We start from the raw sequence: 19130 nt of genomic DNA, 5'->3' as shown, positions 1-19130 counted from the left end.
AAAAAGCCGCTTTTAAAGCGGCTTTTTTTTAATCTATTTATTTCTTTTTTTATAGAATTAGCGATAAACTTAAGATAAGTTGATCAGGTCTGGTATCAATTCTACTTACAACACCTTCTCCTAAATTGTTTCCAATAAATGTAGCTTCGTTATCACTAAAACCTCTTTCGTATCTTAGGTCAATTCCAAACGATTGAAAGCTTAGTCCAATACCAAAGTTTAATCCAACTGAAAAGTCATCTTCAACTTCGCTAATGCTTATGCCATCAAACTCAGTATCCAAGATATATTGTAATGATGGTCCACCAAAAACACTTACAGGTCCTAAAACTTTAACACCAAATAATAGAGGAGCGTCAATTTTCTGCATAGTGAAATCATCACTATCGTAATCACTTTTAGTACTAGTGTACATCAGCTCAGGTCTGAAGTAAAACTTGTTTCCAATTTTACCAAAAACACCAATATGATAACCTATGTTTCGGTCTGGGTGTTGTGCATTATCACCAATAGATTCAAAATAATCTCCATTGGCATTATAGTTTAGTCCACCTTTAAGACCAAAGCTGTTTCCGTCTTGAGCAAAAGATAAATTAATTGCAAATAACAGAATTGTAGTAATAACTAATTTTTTCATAATATTCGTTTTTTAGATTTGGATTATAGTATCAAAAACGTTGCCAAACGAATATTATTTTCTTTTCATTACTTTTTCAACAGCATTTATAATAGCAGAACTGTTAAGTCCGTATTTGTCCATTAGTTGTGCTGGTGTACCAGATTCTCCAAAAGTATCTTGAGTAGCAATAAACTCTTGAGGCGTAGGTTCGTTTTCAGCTAAAACTCTAGCTACACTCTCTCCTAAACCACCTAAATAGTTGTGTTCTTCAGCAGTTACAATGCATTTAGTTTTTGCTACTGAATCTAATATTGCTTTTTCGTCAAGAGGTTTTATGGTATGAATATTAATAACTTCAGCCTTGATACCTTTTTCAAAAAGCGCTTTTGAAGCTTCTAATGCTTCCCAAACTAAATGTCCTGTAGCAACAATAGTTACATCGCTTCCTTCAGTAAGATGAATAGCTTTCCCTATTTCAAATTTTTGGTCTTCAGGCATAAACACAGGAACTGAAGGTCTACCAAAACGAAGGTAAACAGGTCCATCATGTTCTGCAATAGCTATAGTAGCAGCTTTGGTTTGGTTATAGTCACATGGATTTATAACTGTCATTCCTGGAAGCATTTTCATTAATCCAATGTCTTCTAGTATTTGATGTGTTGCTCCATCTTCGCCTAATGTTAAACCTGCATGCGATGCGCATATTTTTACATTTTTACCAGAATAAGCTATAGATTGACGAATTTGATCGTAAACTCTTCCTGTTGAGAAATTAGCAAAAGTACCAGTAAATGGAATTTTCCCACCAATAGTTAATCCTGCTGCAATACCCATCATGTTAGCTTCAGCAATTCCTACTTGGAAAAAACGCTCAGGATTTTCCTTAATAAATTGATCCATTTTTAACGAACCAATTAAATCTGCACAAAGTGCAACAACGTTTGGATTTGTTCTACCTAACTCTGCTAGTCCTGCTCCAAAACCACTTCTAGTATCTTTTTTTTCTGTGTATGTATAAGTTTTCATTGTCTTAGTTGTTGCTGCTTAATAATCTCCTAAAGTTTCTGGGTTTTGTGCTAGTCCAATAGCTAACTGCTCATCGTTTGGTGCTTTACCATGCCACGCATGAGTGTGCATCATAAAATCAACACCATTACCCATTACAGTTTTTAGTAAAACGCATACTGGTTTTCCTTGTCCAGTTTTAGATTTTGCTTCAGTCATACCTTTTAATATAGCTTCAATATTATTTCCCTCTTCAATTTCTAAAACTGTCCATCCAAAAGCTTCAAATTTTTCTTTGACATTTCCCATTGGTAAAACGTCATCTGTAGAACCGTCAATTTGCTGACCGTTTAAGTCAATAGTAGCAATAATATTGTCAACTTTTTTTCCTGATGCATACATTATAGCTTCCCAGTTTTGACCTTCTTGTAGCTCGCCATCACCATGTAAACTGTATACTAAATGGTTGTCATTATTTAATTTTTTTGCTTGAGCAGCACCAAGAGCAACGCTCATTCCTTGTCCTAAAGAACCTGATGCAATACGAACACCTGGTAAACCTTCGTGAGTAGTTGGATGTCCTTGTAATCTAGAGTTGATTATTCTAAAAGTATTTAGCTCGTCTACAGGAAAGTAACCAGCTCTTGCTAATACGCTATAATAAACAGGCGAAATATGACCGTTTGATAGGAAGAAAATATCTTCTCCAATACCATCCATATCAAAGGAGTCGTTGGTTTCCATTATTTCATTATAAAGCGCTACAAAAAATTCTGTACAGCCCAAAGAACCACCTGGATGCCCTGAGTTTACTTTATGTACCATCCGTAAAATGTCTCTACGTACCTGTGTTACTAAATCTTCTAGTTGTTGTGTGTTTGACATGTTTTTAATCTTAGTTTTTTCTTGATGCAAAAGTAAAGTTTTATACAGATTAATAAAAAGACTTTATGAGCATTTATTAACCAAAATGATGCTTTTGCTAACAATTTTGAATTTATTAAGAAGCACATCACATTTAGTTATTTATCTTTGCCAACTCATTGAGTAAAGCATATGATATTTGAATTAAAGGGAAAAGATAGTCAAAGTAAGGCTAGAGCAGGAAAAATTACTACAGATCATGGTGTTATTGAAACACCTATTTTTATGCCAGTTGGTACTGTGGCTTCGGTAAAAGGAGTGCATCAACGAGAACTTAAAAACGATATAAATCCTGATATTATATTAGGAAATACCTATCATCTTTATTTAAGACCTCAAACTGATATTTTAGAAAAGGCAGGCGGACTTCATAAGTTTATGAATTGGGATAGAAATATACTAACCGATTCTGGTGGTTACCAAGTGTACTCGCTTTCTGCAAATAGAAAAATTAAGGAAGAAGGTGTTAAGTTTAAATCACATATTGATGGTAGCTACCATACATTTACGCCTGAAAATGTTATGGAAATTCAGCGTAGTATTGGTGCTGATATTATAATGGCTTTTGATGAGTGTACACCTTATCCTTGCGATTATAATTACGCAAAACGCTCTATGCACATGACGCATCGTTGGTTAGACAGATGTATTGCGCATTTAGAAAAAACACCATTTAAATATGGGTACTCACAAACGTTTTTTCCAATTGTTCAAGGAAGCACATACAAAGATTTACGTATTCAGTCTGCTGAATATATTGCGAACTCTGGAGCTTTAGGAAACGCTATTGGTGGACTTTCGGTAGGAGAACCTGCCGAAGAAATGTATGCTATGACTGATGTTGTATGCGGAATTTTGCCTGAAGACAAACCTCGTTACTTAATGGGAGTTGGTACACCAATCAATATTTTAGAAAATATAGCGTTAGGTGTAGATATGTTTGACTGTGTAATGCCTACAAGAAATGCTAGAAATGGAATGTTATTTACAGCTCATGGCACAATAAACATCAAAAATAAAAAATGGGAAGACGATTTTTCTCCAATTGATGAAATGGGAATAACCTTTGTAGATACTGAATATAGTAAAGCCTATTTGCGTCATTTATTTACTGTAAATGAATTACTTGGTAAGCAAATAGCAACGATACATAATCTTGGTTTTTATTTATGGTTGGTTAGAGAAGCTAGAAAACATATATTAGCAGGAGATTTTAGAAGCTGGAAAGATAAAATGGTAAAACAAATGGATAAACGATTGTAATGTTAAAGATATTAGATTGGTACATACTAAAGCGTTACCTGTTTACATTTTTAATGATGTTGCTGTTGTTTATTCCTATTGGGATAACTGTAAATCTTGCTGAAAAAATTGGTAAAATTCTTGAAAAAGAAGTGCCTTTTCCTGCTGTAGCCAAGTACTATCTAGATTTTACAATCTATTTTGCTAACTTATTATTTCCTTTGTTTTTATTCTTGTCAGTAATTTGGTTTACTTCTAAGTTAGCCAACAATACTGAGATTACTGCCATATTAAGCTCTGGAGTTTCTTTTTCAAGATTTTTAAAACCTTATATGATAGGGTCTACAATAGTAGCTGGTTTTGCATTATTACTTGGTTTGTATTTAGCACCTATGGCAAGTAAAGGTTTTAATCAGTTTAAGTATCAATATTTAAAAGGAAATAGAAAAGCGTTTGAAACTCAAGATATTTATAGGCAGATAAACGATAACGACTTTATTTACGTAAGTCGATTTGACCCTAATGCAAAAAGAGGATTTAAATTTACTTTAGAGCATTTTGATGGTAATAAGTTGGAGTACAAAATTTCAGCCGATAATATTACATTTATAGAAAGAGATTCTACTTATAGATTAATTAACTACACAAAGCGAATTTTCAACGAAAACTCTGAGATTATCGAAACTACGAGACGTTTTGATACGCTCTTTTCGTTTGATCTCGAAGACCTTACACCTGTTGAGTATATTGCAGAAACTTTTCAATATGGAGAGCTTAACCGTTTCATTGAAAAGGAGAAAAAGAGAGGCTCATCAAACATTGGGAGATATGAAGTAGTAAAGTATAAAAAATGGAGTTTACCAGTTTCGGTATATATACTTACTATTATTGCTGTTGCTGTATCTTCAATTAAACGAAGAGGAGGTATGGGAGTTAATCTTGCTTTTGGTATTACTATTGCAATGGTTTATGTGTTTTTCGATAAAGTGTTTGGTGTAATGGCAGAGCAATCAGATTTTCCTCCCTTGGTTGCAGTTTGGTTTCCAAATGTTATCTTTGGTATAATAGCCATATACCTTCTATATAATGCCAAACGTTAAGCTTAAAAATTATTTACACTTACATTTTTTAGTTTTCATTGCTGGATTTACTGCTATTTTAGGAGAGATAATAACCATTGGCTCAACTGAACTTGTATGGTACAGAATGGTAATTGCAGCAGTATTAATGTATGCTTACATAAAGCTAGCAAGAATTCCTTTAAACCTTCCACCAAAAACGATACTTGGTTTTTTTGGCGCAGGTATTATCATCGCTTTACATTGGATTACTTTTTTTGAATCCATTAATCAAGCTAATGTATCAATAGCACTCGCTATGTTTTCTACAGGAGCTTTTTTTGCTTCTTTTATAGAACCTTTAATCTATAAGCGTAAAATAATTTGTTACGAAATATTCTTCGGAATCGTTGTAGTAGTTGGTGTGTTTTTAATAACTCAGAGTGAAATTCAATACCTTAACGGAATAATTCTAGGTATACTTTCAGCACTTTTTTCTACAACCTTTGCAGTTATTAATGGCAAGTTCATTGAAAGGCACAACGCTTCGGTTATTTCATTTTATGAATTTATAAGCGGTATTGTTTTACTGTCGCTATTTATTATTCGTTCAGACAATGCGTTTAACACACAGTTTTTCACGCTATCAAATTCTGATTGGATATACCTCATAATTTTAGGATCAGTTTGTACAGCCTATGCATTTATTGGTTCAGTAGAAGTAATGAAACATATAAGTCCTTATACAGTAATACTTTCGTACAATTTAGAACCAATTTATGGTATTACACTAGCAATCATTTTGTTTCCTGAAACCGAGATTATGAGCCAACAATTCTATTATGGTGCAGCGCTTATTTTTATTACTGTTTTATGGGATGCTTTACTTAAAAATAGAAAAATAGTTAAAAAGAAAAGCAGCTTAACAAGCTAAGACGATTAAAGTTTTTATATTTGTATGCTAACTAAAATTAAACGTAACTTTCAATGGAATATTTAGAATTTGAACTTCCAATTAAAGAGCTTGAAGATCAGTTGCAAAAATGCCAGATAATAGGAGAAGAGAGCGATGTAGATGTTACTGAGACTTGTAAGAAAATTGAAAAAAAGCTAAAAGAAACCAAAAAAGATATATACAAAAATCTTACTGCATGGCAACGTGTACAGTTATCACGTCATCCAAACAGACCTTATACTCTAGACCATATTAAAGCACTTTGTGGTGATTCATTTCTTGAACTTCATGGAGATAGAAATGTAAAAGACGACAAAGCTATGATTGGTGGATTGGGTAAAATTGGAGACCAAACCTATATGTTTATTGGTCAACAAAAAGGTTATAATACCAAAACTAGACAATACAGAAACTTTGGTATGGCAAATCCAGAAGGCTACAGAAAAGCATTGCGTTTAATGAAGTCTGCCGAAAAATTTGGTATTCCTGTTGTAACCTTAGTAGATACTCCAGGAGCATATCCAGGATTAGAAGCTGAAGAACGCGGACAAGGAGAAGCTATTGCAAGAAACATTTTAGAAATGGCACGTCTTAAAGTGCCAATTATTACCATAATAATAGGAGAAGGAGCATCTGGTGGTGCTTTAGGAATAGGTGTTGGAGATAAAGTATTGATGTTAGAAAACACATGGTATTCTGTAATTTCACCTGAATCTTGCTCATCTATTTTATGGCGTAGTTGGGAATACAAGGAGCAAGCTGCTGAAGCTTTAAAACTTACTGCACCAGATATGAAAAAGCTTAAGCTTGTAGACCAAATCATAAAAGAACCTCTTGGTGGAGCACATACTGATAGAGAAACCACTTTTAAATCAGTTAGTGATGCTATCGTAAAAAATTACGAAGAATTAAAAAACTTATCACCAAAAGAGTTAGTAGACCAACGCATGGAAAAATATATGCAAATGGGAGTTTACAAAGGCTAAACCTAATAAAATATAGTATTCAAAAAAACTGAAGTGCTGAACTTCGGTTTTTTTTGTCGCTATTAACAATATATATAAGTTATTAACAGTTAAATTGTTGAAGAACTGTTAAGATTGAAAGAATTAAAATTCTGTTCTTTCTTAACATTTTAGTTACATTCGCATCTTATGAAACAACCAGACCCAATAAAAGGTTATAAAGTAGATAAAAGCACTATCATTAGCTTAGAGAAAGGAAAAATACCTCCTCAAGCTATTGATTTAGAGGAAGTTGTGCTTGGAGCAATGATGATTGATAAAAAAGGGGTTGACGAGGTAATTGATATCTTAAGTCCTGAAGCCTTTTATAAAGATGCTCATAAATATATCTTTGAAGCTATTTTCAAATTATTTGAAAATAGTGAACCTGTTGACTTATTAACCGTTTCTAGTCAACTTAAAAAGGATGCGAAGTTAGATTTGGTTGGAGGTGATTTTTACCTCATTTCATTAACACAAAGAGTGTCATCTTCGGCACATATTGAGTTTCATGCACGTATTATTCTTCAAAAATATATTCAAAGAAGTTTAATTAAAATTTCAAGTGAAATTATTGAAGAAGCTTACGATGAAACCAAAGACGTTTTTGATCTTTTGGACAATGCCGAATCAAAACTTTATGAAGTTACTCAAGGTAACGTTAAAAAATCTACCGAAACAGCTCAAAGCTTAGTAATACAAGCAAAGAAAAAGATTGAAGAGATTTCTAACAAAAAAGGGTTAAGTGGTATTCCTACAGGATTTGATAAACTAGATAAATTAACGTCTGGTTGGCAACCTAGTGATTTAATCATTGTTGCTGCACGTCCTGGTATGGGTAAAACAGCTTTAACGCTTACCATGGCTAGAAACATTGCTGTTGATTTTAACCAACCTGTAGCTTTTTTCTCTTTAGAGATGTCATCGGTACAGTTGATTACACGTTTGATTTCTAGTGAAACTGGACTGTCTTCAGAAAAATTAAGAACAGGAAAGCTAGAAAAACACGAGTGGGAGCAACTTAATGTTAAAGTAAAAACATTAGAAAAAGCACCTTTGTATATTGATGATACACCATCACTTTCTATATTTGATTTAAGAGCAAAAGCACGTCGTTTAGCTTCGCAATATGGTATTAAAATGATTATGATTGACTACCTTCAGTTAATGACAGCAGGAGGAAGTCAAAAAGGAGGAAACAGAGAGCAGGAAATTTCAACAATTTCTAGAAACTTAAAAGCATTAGCAAAAGAACTTAATGTTCCGGTTATTGCTCTTTCTCAGTTATCACGTGCTGTTGAAACTCGTGGTGGTAGTAAGCGTCCTTTACTATCTGACTTACGTGAATCTGGAGCTATTGAGCAGGATGCAGATATTGTATCGTTTATTTATCGTCCTGAATACTACAAAATTGACGAATGGGACGATGAAGACCGTTCGCCAACCGAAGGACAAGGAGAGTTTATTGTTGCAAAGCATAGAAATGGTGGTTTAGAAAACATCAGATTGAAATTCATTGGACATCTTGGTAAGTTTGATAATCTTGATGATTTTGACACGCCTTTTGGTAATGAATTCCATAGTAAAATGAATGCTGCCAACGATAACACTTTTAAGCCAGACAGCTTCCCGTCAGCTTCTGATGCATTTGGTGCTCCAGAAGACGATGATAACGATGTTCCGTTTTAATATTTAACATTTTCTAACGTATTTTATTACCCTTTATAACAACATTTTAAGCTAAATTTGTTGTTCGGTTGAAAAAGAAAAAACGCTCCATGCTAGATCAAAGACGTACTACAAATTTATTATTGCTTATTATAGTAATCCCTTTGGTGTTTTACCTTTTAAAGATTTTATCATTCATCTTTATTCCCTTAATATTTTCAATGTTTATAGCATTATTGTTTTTACCATTAATGCGTTGGTTGGGTAAACGTAAGGTGCCAAAATGGATAAGTATAGTTGTTGTTATTCTTTTAATTTTTATAGGTTTAAAAGTAGGAGCAGAACTCATCAAGTTGTCAAGTAAACAAATCATGGCTTCTAATACTGAGTTTTTTGATAAAGCAGAAGTTAAACTTGCTGATGCAAAACTATATTTAGAAGAAACTTTTGGTATTGTTTTTCAGAATGATAAAAACATGATTTCTGGTTTTTTTGAAAAGGATAATATTGGTACAACTTTCGATTTTTTAAGGAAGTTTTTAACCATGATTTTAATGACAGCCTTTTTTGTTGTGCTATGGTTGGCAGAATCTATAAACGTTCATAATGTTTTAAATAATACTATTTTAAAACAAAAGCATGCCTCTGTAAAAGCGTTTATGAAAATTGAAAAAGACCTTATAACATTTATAAAAGTAAAGTTTTTTGTAAGCTTACTCACAGGTATTGGTACAGGATTGGCGTGTTTGTTTTTTGATGTGAGTTTTCCAATTTTTTGGGGATTATTTGCGTTTGTAATCAATTTTGTACAAATGGTAGGCTCGTTTATTTCGGTAATACTACTATCAATTTTTGCTTTTGTAGAGTTAGACCCAACAAGTACATTATTCTTCTTTATTGTATCCATTACTGGAGTTCAAGTGCTTTTTGGAGCTATTTTAGAGCCTATTTTTATGGGAAAATCCTTCTCAATAAATATCATTACTGTTTTAGTAATGCTTATGCTTTGGGGTTATATTTGGGGAATTCCAGGTCTTATTATGGCTATTCCAATTACGGTTTTCATAAAAATTATATTGGAGCAATTTCCTAATACCAAGAAAATAGCAAACATATTATCTGGTAGTTAGTTGAGACTGTTCTTATGTTATTTTAGCTAATATTTCCTTAAACCCTTTTATAACGGAATATTTTTTGAGTATATTTCGTCTATGAAGAAGATACTTGCCTTATTATTTTTCCTTTGTGTTACTACAGGAGCTTTTGCGTCTTATGTTTTAATTCCTATGGATGCTGAAGGACAGAAAAACCACCTAAAAGCGTATGGAGTTACCTACTGGACTTTAGAAAAACAACTAAAGGTAAAATGGTTATTGAATTATAGAGGAGGATCGTTTTTGGTACCTGATACTGAAGAAATTCAGCGAGAATGTCAAATACGTGGTGTAAGTTTTGAAGTGATTTCTAATTCTAAAGCAGAAGAAATACTAGAACTTATTAGTAGTCCTTCACAAAATATGGAAGCTGTAGTGTTGGAAAAAGCACCAAAAATAGCTGTCTATACACCTTATGGTTTACAACCTTGGGATGATGCTGTGACCATGGTACTTACTTATGCCGAAATTCCTTACGATACCATTTATGATGAAGAAGTGCTCAATGATGCCTTATTGTTATACGATTGGTTGCATTTACATCATGAAGATTTTACAGGACAATATGGTAAGTTCTACCGAAGCTTTAAGTCTGCAGCTTGGTATATTGAAGAAAAGAAAGAAGCAGAAGCATTGGCAGCAAGATTAGGTTACTCTAAAGTATCTCAGGAAAAATTAGCAGTTGCCAAAAAAATTAAAGACTACGTAGTAGGAGGTGGATTTATGTTTGCAATGTGTAGCGCAACCGATAGTTTTGATATTGCTTTAAGTGCAGAAGGTGTAGATATTTGTGAGCCCATGTTTGATGGAGATGGTAGTGATCCTGGTTATCAAAATAAAATAGATTATAGTAAAACGTTTGCATTTAAAGATTATTTATTGGAAAGAAATCCTAATGTATATGAGTTTTCTTCAATAGATATGACTCAAAAAAGACGTATTCCTAAAACTACAGATTACTTTACGCTTATGGAATTTTCGGCTAAGTGGGATCCTGTTCCTACAATGCTTTGTCAAAATCATACTGCATTGGTAAAAGGCTTTATGGGACAAACTACTGCATTTACTAGAGATGAAATAAAAAGTAATGTGCTTATTATGGGTGAAAACAAAACCAATGGAGAAGCTAAATATATTCATGGTATTAAAGGAAAAGGCTTTTTTACATTTTATGGAGGACACGACCCAGAAGATTATACGCATAGAGTAGGAGACCCAAAAACCGAATTGGATTTGCATCCAACATCACCAGGTTATAGATTAATACTTAATAATGTATTGTTTCCTGCAGCTAAAAAGAAAAAACAGAAGACCTAATAGTTATGAAAACGTTTCAAAAGGAAATTGTACTCACTGCAAAAGAGAGAGGTTTTCATTTAATTACTTCTGAAATCATAAAGAATTTCCCTGAAATTGCTACAATCAATATAGGATTATTACATGTGTTTATTAAGCATACTTCGGCAAGTTTAACCATTAATGAAAATGCTGATGCTACGGTTAGGGCTGACTTTGAAAGTCATATAAATGTTATGGTTCCAGAAAATCAACCTTATTACAAACACAATTATGAAGGTTCTGATGATATGCCAGCGCATATTAAGGCTTCGTTAATGGGAAGTTCTGTTCAAATTCCTATTACAAATGGGAATTTAAATCTTGGAACGTGGCAAGGAATTTACTTATGCGAACATCGAAATTTTGCTAACGGAAGACGTTTAGTGCTTACTGCTTTTGGCAATTAATTCTTTGTCGTTTATCAACTGTTTTAAAATAAATTCAACACCACCTTCATCATTGCTTTTGGTTTCAAACTTAGCTACTTTTTTTACGTTTGGATGCGCATTTTTCATAGCAAAGCTATAATCTGCTAATTGTAGCATTTCCAAATCATTATTGTAGTCGCCAAACACCATAGTTTCTGCTTTGGAAATACCTAAAGTGGTTTGTATTTGCTGTAAAGCATACCCTTTGTTTGTATTGATGTGGGATAAATCTAACCAGTTGTTACCAGAAATTTTAACCTGTAAATCATTTTCATAGGTTTTTACATGTGGATACACAAACTCTTCAGATCCGCCAAAACTGTAAACAGCAATTTTTAAAAAATTGTCGTCTAGCACTTCAGTAAGGTCTTCAACTAATTTAAACTGCGTATAATATTCGCTAAACATGAAAATAAAATCATCATCTTTAGACTCAACATATGCATAGTTTTCACCACAAAGTACAATATGAGCATCATCAATAGTTCTCAATAAAACAATAAGTTGATGAATAACCTCAATTGGAAAGTAGTTAGATAGAAGCTGAGTTTTACCTTGTTTAGCAATACCACCATTTTCAGCAATTACAGTAATTTCATCTTTAATGTCATGAAGCTTATCAATTATACTATGGTATTGTCTTCCGCTAGCAGCTATAAAATGAATGTTATGGTGTTTTAGTTCCTTAAAAATAGAGTAGAAACTATCACTAACTTCTCCTTTAGAATTAAGAAGTGTACCATCCATATCAGTGACTACAAGTTTAACTTGAGATAGATTCATATCGCATTTTTTTCAAAAATACTAATAGGCTTTAAACTCTGTTTAAAATTAAGGTTAACTAATTGTTTTAGTGCGAAGAACCTATATGACAACCACAAGATTCTTTAGTAAAACTTTGGCTAGCTTCATGCCAAGGAAATGCTTGGTTATACTTATTGTTTTCCCAGTAAAATTGAGTTCTTTCTTTTGGTGAGTTACCAATTTCATTCATAGTTTCAGTATCGTATAAACGACCATTAATCATAGTATATATAATACTTTCAGAGTTTTTAATGTCTTCTAAAGGGTTTTTTTCCATTACAATTAAATCAGCAAGTTTTCCAACTTTTAATGAGCCAATATCGTTACCAGCACCAATATAATTTGCGCCATTAATTGTTGCAGCTTTTAAGGCTTCGTGATTTGTCATACCACCTTGTTGAAGCATCCATAATTCCCAATGTGCACCAAGACCTTGTAGCTGACCATGTGCACCAAGATTTACTTTAACTCCTGCATCACTTAGTGCTTTGCAAGTTTTAGAAACTAAAATATGACCGTTTTCATATTCACTATGAGGAACCATGGTACGATGTCTAGATCTAGAATCTATAATACCTCTCGGTGTATATTTTAAGAGTTTTTCATTTTCCCAAACATTTGTGTTTTGGTACCAAAAGTATTCACCACTCATTCCTCCATAATTAACAATAAGAGTAGGTGTGTAACCTACATTACTACTTCCCCAAAGTTTTAAAACGTCTTTATAAACAGGAGCAATAGGAATATTATGTTCAACACCTGTGTGACCATCCATAACCATTGTCATGTTATGATAAAAGTTTGAACCACCTTCAGGAACCACAAAAATACCTTCTTCTCTAGCTGCTTGTAATACTTGTTGACGTTGGTCTCTTCTTGGTTGATTATAACTCTTAACCGATAAAGCACCAAAAGCTTTAGTACGTCTTACTGACGAACGTGCATCTTCAAGATTATTAATTACAGCTTTAAAATCACCATCAGCTCCATATAGAATAAAACCTGTAGAGTAGAGGCGAGGACCAACTAAAGTTCCGTTTTTTTGTAACTCTGATAAAGCAAAAACTGTTTCAGAATTTGCAGAAGGATCATGAGCTGTTGTAACTCCAAATGCTAGATTTGCATAAAATTGCCAGTGTTTTTGAGTTGTAAGTCCGTAACGGAAACCGCCAATATGCGCATGAGCATCAACCATTCCAGGCATTATAGTTTTTCCTGTAACATCATATACTTTTGCGTTAGAAGGAATAGTAACAGCATCACTTTTACCAATAGCTACTATTTTATTTTCAGTAATAACAATAGTACCGTTTTCAATAACTTCATCACCTTCCATTGTGATTATTCGAGCACCTTTAAAAGCGATAGTTCCATTAGGTTTATCGGTTTTTACTTCGATATTAATTTTAGTTCCGTTCTCAACAAGTTCAACATCTTCTGAAACTTCAGTTGAATAATACATATTACCAAGTGTCCAATGCAACTGCTTACTATCAGAGGACCAATGAAGGTTTATACCAGCATCTTTTGAAAGTTGTGTTACAGGAACAAATTTTGTTTTATCAGTCATATCAAGTGTATGACCAGATTGCGGCATTGGAGCAACATATACTTTATGAAGATGCACAAATGCTATCCATTTGTTATCTGGACTTGGTACTAATCTATTACCATGTTTTGATTTTACAAGAATTTTCTCGTCAAAACCATCAAGATTAACACTCTTGAGTTCTTTGGTTAAGTCACCAAAATATTGTCCTCCTTTTTGGTAAATAATTCGTGAATCATCAGCATTAAAACTAGGAAAATCGCCTTCTTTTGTTACAAATTTTATATTTGAACCATTAGAGTTCATTACATAAAGACCAGGATTTTTATCAAAAGTTCTTCCTTGTTCATTATTTCCACCTTCTTTTCGGTAAACAATATTTTGTCCATTATGTGAATAAGAAGGATTTCTGTAAATTCCTTTTTCATTTATAAGCTTTGTAGGAGTTCCTCCCGAAGCGGACACTTTATATATTGAGCCAAGGTTTTCATCATTCCATGTTACATAAACGATGTCTTTTCCGTTAGGAGAAAAACTAGGTTCAAACTCAAAATCAGTTCCTTTTGTTAAACGTTTTGGAGTTCCGTTAGGTAATTTTTGAGACCATAAATAACCTAATGCGTTAAACACTAAATGTTTTCCATCAGGAGATGTTACGGCATGTCGTATTACTTTGGCTTCAAAAGTATCAGGAGAGACAGGAGTATCAAACTCAACAGCTTTAGCGATTTTTAGTGTAGCATCAACCTGAAAAGGAATATTAGTAACTTCCAAGGAATTGATATTTATTCGGTTTATTTTTCCACCAGACCAAAACACAATGTCTTGGTTGTTTGGCATCCAGTTAAAATTTGGGTATACACCAAAAATAGCCCAAGCTTCTTGCTGGTCTTTGTTTAGCTTGTCATAAAGAGGCCATTCTTCATTGGTTTCTAAATCATGTATAAATAGTACCGATTTTTCACGTACACGTTTTATAAAAGCGAGTTTTTTTCCATCTCTTGATACTTGTGGACGCGCTGCACCACCAGGACCTCCAGTAATTCTATCAATTTCGCCCGTTTTCATATTATACCTGTTTATGACATAAATTTGGCTATTTGGGTCTTTGTTGTATTGAAAAAAGCCTCCAGGATATACGTCTTCACTGTAATATAAATACTTGCCATCACTTGAAATGCTAGGTTCATTCACATCTTGTTGGTCATTTTTTCTCGTTGTTAATTGTAAACCTTTACCACCAGTTTTATGATACATCCATAACTCACCAGCACCTGCAGAGCGTGTAGAAGTAAAGTGTTTTCTGGCAATAAGATAATTGCTATCAGGTGTCCAAATTGCATTATTAAGAAGTCTGAAATTTTCATTAGTGACTTGTTTAGCATTGTTGCCATCTAAATCCATAACCCAAATATTGTCACCACCACCAGCATCGCTAGTAAATGAAATTGATTTTCCATCAGGACTAAATCTAGGCTGTATCTCAAAAGCTAAACCTTCTCTTAAAACTGTTGCTTTTCCACCATTGATATCTATTTTATAGATGTCGCCTAACATATCAAAAACAATAAGTTTTCCATCAGGACTAACATCAATATTCATCCATGTACCTTCGTTGGTAGATAGTTTTATGTCTTTAAAATCCCAATTTCCTTGAGGATTTGAAACATTCCAAACACTGTCTTTTTTTGTGTCTTGACCAAAAACGCTAAGTGTTATTAATAAAATGAGGGAGGAGATTAGATTAATTTTATTCATATTAATTGTAAATTATAATAGTGGTGTAAGATAAGATTTATTATCGGTTTTCACTTGAGTGATAAAAGTATAACTATGTTAAAAACAAAAAATCCGATTCATAATGAATCGGATTTTTATAAGCGAATTGTTGTTATTATTTAGGCGAACGCCTTACTTTACTTTGTTTACTATTGCTTCAAAAGCTTCTGGATTGTTCATAGCTAAATCTGCAAGAACTTTACGGTTCAATTCGATATTGTTAGCTTTTAATTTACCCATAAACTTTGAATATGACATTCCGTGTTGTCTAGCTCCAGCGTTAATACGTTGAATCCATAACGCACGAAACGTTCTTTTTTTGTTTCTACGGTCTCTGTACGAGTATTGCATCGCTTTGTCAACCGCATTTTTAGCTACTGTCCAAACGTTTTTACGTCTTCCAAAGTAACCTTTTGCTTGCTTAAGAACCTTTTTTCTTCTGGCTCTTTTAGCTACTGAATTTACTGATCTTGGCATTTCTTAAATTTGTTTTTTGTAGTAGGCGACCTTAATTGGTACTTGCTAAATTGTTTTGCCTAACTCCAGGGTTTATAAATTATTTTAACCGATTAAAACGTTATTACTTTAAACGTAACATAGTTTTAATGTTGTCTTCGTCTGACTTATGTACTAATGTATCATGAGTCAAAGCAAGCTTACGCTTTTTAGATTTTTTAGTCAAGATGTGACTTTTAAAAGCGTGCTTTCTTTTGATCTTACCAGTGCCAGTTAGTTTAAAACGTTTCTTAGCACTTGATTTAGTTTTCATTTTAGGCATTTTCTCCTAGTTTTAATTTACGTTTCGCTTATTATTTTTAGCTGAGAGTTTCTCAGTACTTATTTTATTTTTTTGGAGCAATAAACATGGTCATTCTTTTACCTTCTAATTTTGGCATTTGCTCTACTTTTCCAAATTCTTCAAGGTCTTGAGCTAACCTAAGTAGTAAAATATGTCCTTGCTCTTTAAATACGATAGAACGTCCTTTGAAAAACACAAAAGCTTTCAATTTTGCTCCATCTTTTAAAAACTTTTCAGCATGCTTCTTTTTGAAGTTATAATCATGGTCATCAGTTTGAGGACCAAAACGAATTTCTTTAACTACAACTTTAGAAGCTTTTGCTTTTAAGGCTTTATCTCGTTTCTTTTGTTCATAAAGAAACTTCTTATAATCCATAACCTTACATACTGGAGGATCAGCTTTTGGAGAAATCTCAACAAGATCCAAACCTTGCTCATCAGCAATGGCAAGTGCTTGCTTAGTTGTATAAATTCCTACTTCAACATTATCACCGACTACTCGTACTTTTTCGGCTCTAATTTTTGAATTAATTCTGTGTTGATCTTCTTTTTCAACTCTTCTAGAGTTGTTTCTGTTTCTACGTATTGCTATGGCTATATAATTTTAATTAAACTTAATTTTTTAAAACTGTTTCAAAGATTTTTTTATCTCTTGGTCAACAATATTCGAAAATTCTTGTACAGTAATCATGCCAAGATCTTCTCCACCATGTTGACGCACAGAAACTTTGTTTTCTGATTCTTCATTCTCACCGACAATAATCATGAATGGGATTTTTTTCATTTCGGCTTCCCGAATTTTTTTACCCATAGTCTCATTCCTATTGTCAATTAGGGCGCGAATTTCGTTATTTTCTAACAAATTTAAAACTTTTTTGGCGTATTTTTCATATTTCTCACTAATTGATAAGACAATTACTTGTTCTGGCATTAACCAAAGTGGGAAATTTCCTCCTGTATGTTCTAGCAAAATAGCTATGAATCTTTCCATACTACCAAAAGGTGCACGATGTATCATAACAGGTCTGTGAAGTTCGTTATCACTTCCTCTATATGTTAAATCAAAACGCTCAGGTAAATTATAATCTACTTGTATAGTTCCTAATTGCCACTGTCTGCCCAATGCATCTTTAACCATAAAGTCAAGTTTAGGACCATAAAAGGCAGCTTCACCAGTTTCAATTACATAATTTAGGCCTTTGTCGCTTGCTGCGTTAATAATTGCTTGTTCAGCTTTTTCCCAGTTAGCTACATCACCAATATATTTGTCGGGATTTTCAGGATCCCTTACAGATACTTGAGCGGTAAAGTTTTCAAAACCTAATGAACCAAAAACGTAAAGCACTAAGTCGATAACGTCTTTAAACTCTTTGTCTAATTGCTCTGGAGTACAAAAAATATGAGCATCATCTTGAGTAAAACCTCTTACACGAGTTAATCCATGTAACTCACCACTTTGCTCATATCTATATACAGTACCAAATTCAGCATAACGTTTTGGTAAATCTTTATAAGACCATTGAGAATGATTGTAAATTTCGCAATGGTGTGGACAGTTCATAGGTTTTAGTAAAAACTCTTCACCTTCTTTTGGTGTATGGATAGGCTGAAAACTATCTTCTCCGTATTTAGCATAGTGACCAGAAGTAACGTATAGCTCCTTTTGGCCAATGTGAGGTGTTACAACCATTTCGTAACCTGCTTTTTTCTGAGCAACTTTTAAGAAGTTTTCTAAGCGCTCACGTAAAGCAGCTCCTTTAGGTAACCAAAGCGGAAGACCTTGACCTACCTTTTGTGAGAAAGTAAACAATTCAAGTTCTTTACCGAGTTTTCTATGGTCACGTTTTTTAGCTTCTTCTAGTAGTTGTAAATATTCAGTTAACTCTTTTTGCTTCGGAAATGAAATACCATAAACACGTGTTAACTGTTTATTGTTTTCATCACCTTTCCAATAAGCTCCAGCTACACTCAATATTTTAACAGCTTTAACAATTCCAGTGTTTGGTATATGTCCTCCTCGGCATAAGTCAGTAAATGAGTCATGATCACAAAATGTGATAGTACCATCTTCAAGATTTTCTATCAAATCAACTTTATAGTCATTTTTACCTTTATAATAAGATAATGCTTCGTCTTTTGAAACCGAGCGCATTTTAAAATCATGTTTACCCCTTGCAATTTCCAGCATCTTGTCTTCTATACGCTTAAAGTCTTTGTCAGAAATCACATCATCTCCTAAATCTATATCATAATAAAAACCATTCTCAATAGCAGGACCAACCCATAACTTTGCACTAGGATATAACTCTTCAATTGCTTGTGCTAATATATGAGCCGAAGAATGCCAGAAAGCTTTTTTACCTTCATCGTCATTCCAAGTGTATAAAACCAATGATCCATCAGTCGTTATAGGAGTTGTTGTTTCTACCGTAGTATCATTAAACTTTGCAGAAATAACATTTCTAGCTAACCCTTCACTAATACTTTTAGCGACTTCTATTGGAGTAGTAGCTCCCTCAAACGATTTTATACTGCCATCAGGCAATGTGATGTTTACCATTATATTATATATATGAAAATAAGAATGCAAAGATAATAGGTTAATTACATTCATACAATAATATATAATGTATAAATTTTTACATCTTTATTTATTAAGGATAGATATGTATGATTAGCGTTTAAAGGCAGGCTAATCTATAGTACGTATATGTAGTGTGAACTTTATATACATATAGTTAATAGTGATTAATAGTGTAGAGTTATTTTGTGTGTTTTAAGTGTATGTATATATATGTTTAAAG

Annotated in this window: 17 protein-coding genes; 8 read left to right on the top strand and 9 right to left on the bottom strand. The window is 33.2% G+C overall.

The window, feature by feature from the left end; translation table 11 throughout:
- Positions 1-49: 49 nt before the first annotated feature.
- From OD803_RS12285 to OD803_RS12275, 3 genes are read right to left on the bottom strand one after another with little or no spacing between them, the layout of a single operon-like run.
- The gene (locus tag OD803_RS12285; RefSeq protein ID WP_129761781.1) at positions 50-637 is read right to left on the bottom strand and encodes a porin family protein; all 588 of its coding nucleotides are present in this window, start codon (positions 635-637) and stop codon (positions 50-52) included.
- A 54-nt stretch (positions 638-691) separates the two neighbouring features.
- On the bottom strand, positions 692-1645 hold the full coding sequence (locus OD803_RS12280; protein ID WP_129761782.1) for a transketolase family protein: 954 nt from the start codon (positions 1643-1645) through the stop codon (positions 692-694).
- An 18-nt stretch (positions 1646-1663) separates the two neighbouring features.
- Positions 1664-2518: a transketolase gene (locus tag OD803_RS12275; protein ID WP_262733652.1), complete on the bottom strand. Its 855-nt coding sequence runs from the start codon at positions 2516-2518 to the stop codon at positions 1664-1666.
- Between the two features lie 162 nt (positions 2519-2680).
- Between OD803_RS12275 and tgt the strand changes: the two genes are divergently transcribed.
- The 8 genes from tgt (at position 2681) to OD803_RS12235 (ending at position 11374) form a co-directional block, all read left to right on the top strand.
- A complete protein-coding gene (gene tgt, locus OD803_RS12270) occupies positions 2681-3811 on the top strand; it encodes a tRNA guanosine(34) transglycosylase Tgt (protein WP_129761784.1) in 1131 nt (376 codons plus the stop codon).
- Positions 3811-4890, top strand: coding sequence for an LptF/LptG family permease (locus OD803_RS12265; protein WP_131509046.1), 1080 nt, complete (start codon positions 3811-3813; stop codon positions 4888-4890). The genes tgt and OD803_RS12265 overlap by 1 nt, the downstream gene beginning before the upstream one ends.
- Entirely contained in the window at positions 4877-5782 is a 906-nt protein-coding gene (locus tag OD803_RS12260) for a DMT family transporter (RefSeq protein ID WP_262733613.1), read from the top strand. Before OD803_RS12265 ends, OD803_RS12260 begins: the two co-directional genes overlap by 14 nt.
- Before the next feature lie 53 nt (positions 5783-5835).
- Complete coding sequence (locus tag OD803_RS12255; protein WP_129761787.1) at positions 5836-6789, top strand: acetyl-CoA carboxylase carboxyltransferase subunit alpha; 954 nt, start codon at positions 5836-5838, stop codon at positions 6787-6789.
- Positions 6790-6957: 168 nt separating this feature from the next.
- Positions 6958-8496 (top strand): replicative DNA helicase, encoded by a 1539-nt coding sequence (dnaB, locus tag OD803_RS12250; RefSeq protein WP_262733612.1) that lies wholly within the window; start codon positions 6958-6960, stop codon positions 8494-8496.
- Between the two features lie 89 nt (positions 8497-8585).
- Positions 8586-9605, top strand: a complete 1020-nt coding sequence (locus OD803_RS12245; protein ID WP_129761789.1) for an AI-2E family transporter — start codon at positions 8586-8588, stop codon at positions 9603-9605.
- An 81-nt stretch (positions 9606-9686) separates the two neighbouring features.
- Positions 9687-10946 (top strand): asparagine synthetase B, encoded by a 1260-nt coding sequence (locus OD803_RS12240; RefSeq protein WP_262733611.1) that lies wholly within the window; start codon positions 9687-9689, stop codon positions 10944-10946.
- A 5-nt stretch (positions 10947-10951) separates the two neighbouring features.
- Positions 10952-11374 (top strand): secondary thiamine-phosphate synthase enzyme YjbQ, encoded by a 423-nt coding sequence (locus OD803_RS12235; protein WP_134201271.1) that lies wholly within the window; start codon positions 10952-10954, stop codon positions 11372-11374.
- Here the strand turns inward: OD803_RS12235 and OD803_RS12230 are convergent.
- From OD803_RS12230 to thrS, 6 genes are all read right to left on the bottom strand, one after another.
- Positions 11348-12178: an HAD family hydrolase gene (locus tag OD803_RS12230; protein WP_262733610.1), complete on the bottom strand. Its 831-nt coding sequence runs from the start codon at positions 12176-12178 to the stop codon at positions 11348-11350. The two genes, OD803_RS12235 and OD803_RS12230, sit on opposite strands and share 27 nt — an antisense overlap.
- A gap of 67 nt (positions 12179-12245) precedes the next feature.
- Positions 12246-15506 carry an amidohydrolase family protein gene (locus tag OD803_RS12225; protein ID WP_262733609.1) on the bottom strand — a complete coding sequence of 1087 codons (3261 nt, stop codon included), beginning with the start codon at positions 15504-15506 and terminating at the stop codon, positions 12246-12248.
- A gap of 153 nt (positions 15507-15659) precedes the next feature.
- The gene (rplT, locus tag OD803_RS12220) at positions 15660-16004 is read right to left on the bottom strand and encodes a 50S ribosomal protein L20 (RefSeq protein ID WP_129761793.1); all 345 of its coding nucleotides are present in this window, start codon (positions 16002-16004) and stop codon (positions 15660-15662) included.
- A gap of 103 nt (positions 16005-16107) precedes the next feature.
- Positions 16108-16305 carry a 50S ribosomal protein L35 gene (gene rpmI, locus OD803_RS12215; RefSeq protein WP_129761794.1) on the bottom strand — a complete coding sequence of 66 codons (198 nt, stop codon included), beginning with the start codon at positions 16303-16305 and terminating at the stop codon, positions 16108-16110.
- 64 nt (positions 16306-16369) lie between these two features.
- A complete protein-coding gene (gene infC, locus OD803_RS12210; RefSeq protein ID WP_202865202.1) occupies positions 16370-16918 on the bottom strand; it encodes a translation initiation factor IF-3 in 549 nt (182 codons plus the stop codon).
- A 30-nt stretch (positions 16919-16948) separates the two neighbouring features.
- Positions 16949-18886, bottom strand: a complete 1938-nt coding sequence (gene thrS, locus OD803_RS12205) for a threonine--tRNA ligase (RefSeq protein ID WP_262733608.1) — start codon at positions 18884-18886, stop codon at positions 16949-16951.
- Positions 18887-19130: the final 244 nt, after the last annotated feature.

The organism is Gaetbulibacter sp. NE, from assembly GCF_025548475.1.
In the GTDB taxonomy this organism is placed as follows: Bacteria; Bacteroidota; Bacteroidia; order Flavobacteriales; family Flavobacteriaceae; genus Gaetbulibacter_B; species Gaetbulibacter_B jejuensis.
This window is presented reverse-complemented; position numbering and strand designations above follow the sequence as displayed.

Bases quoted from the DNA above. Each gene is read 5' to 3' on its own strand.
- OD803_RS12285 (WP_129761781.1), bottom strand. From the start codon at position 637: ATGAAAAAATTAGTTATTACTACAATTCTGTTATTTGCAATTAATTTA.
- OD803_RS12280 (WP_129761782.1), bottom strand. From the start codon at position 1,645: ATGAAAACTTATACATACACAGAAAAAAAAGATACTAGAAGTGGTTTT.
- tgt (WP_129761784.1), top strand. From the start codon at position 2,681: ATGATATTTGAATTAAAGGGAAAAGATAGTCAAAGTAAGGCTAGAGCA.
- OD803_RS12265 (WP_131509046.1), top strand. From the start codon at position 3,811: ATGTTAAAGATATTAGATTGGTACATACTAAAGCGTTACCTGTTTACA.
- OD803_RS12260 (WP_262733613.1), top strand. From the start codon at position 4,877: ATGCCAAACGTTAAGCTTAAAAATTATTTACACTTACATTTTTTAGTT.
- OD803_RS12255 (WP_129761787.1), top strand. From the start codon at position 5,836: ATGGAATATTTAGAATTTGAACTTCCAATTAAAGAGCTTGAAGATCAG.
- dnaB (WP_262733612.1), top strand. From the start codon at position 6,958: ATGAAACAACCAGACCCAATAAAAGGTTATAAAGTAGATAAAAGCACT.
- OD803_RS12245 (WP_129761789.1), top strand. From the start codon at position 8,586: ATGCTAGATCAAAGACGTACTACAAATTTATTATTGCTTATTATAGTA.
- OD803_RS12240 (WP_262733611.1), top strand. From the start codon at position 9,687: ATGAAGAAGATACTTGCCTTATTATTTTTCCTTTGTGTTACTACAGGA.
- OD803_RS12235 (WP_134201271.1), top strand. From the start codon at position 10,952: ATGAAAACGTTTCAAAAGGAAATTGTACTCACTGCAAAAGAGAGAGGT.
- OD803_RS12230 (WP_262733610.1), bottom strand. From the start codon at position 12,178: ATGAATCTATCTCAAGTTAAACTTGTAGTCACTGATATGGATGGTACA.
- OD803_RS12225 (WP_262733609.1), bottom strand. From the start codon at position 15,506: ATGAATAAAATTAATCTAATCTCCTCCCTCATTTTATTAATAACACTT.
- rplT (WP_129761793.1), bottom strand. From the start codon at position 16,004: ATGCCAAGATCAGTAAATTCAGTAGCTAAAAGAGCCAGAAGAAAAAAG.
- rpmI (WP_129761794.1), bottom strand. From the start codon at position 16,305: ATGCCTAAAATGAAAACTAAATCAAGTGCTAAGAAACGTTTTAAACTA.
- thrS (WP_262733608.1), bottom strand. From the start codon at position 18,886: ATGGTAAACATCACATTGCCTGATGGCAGTATAAAATCGTTTGAGGGA.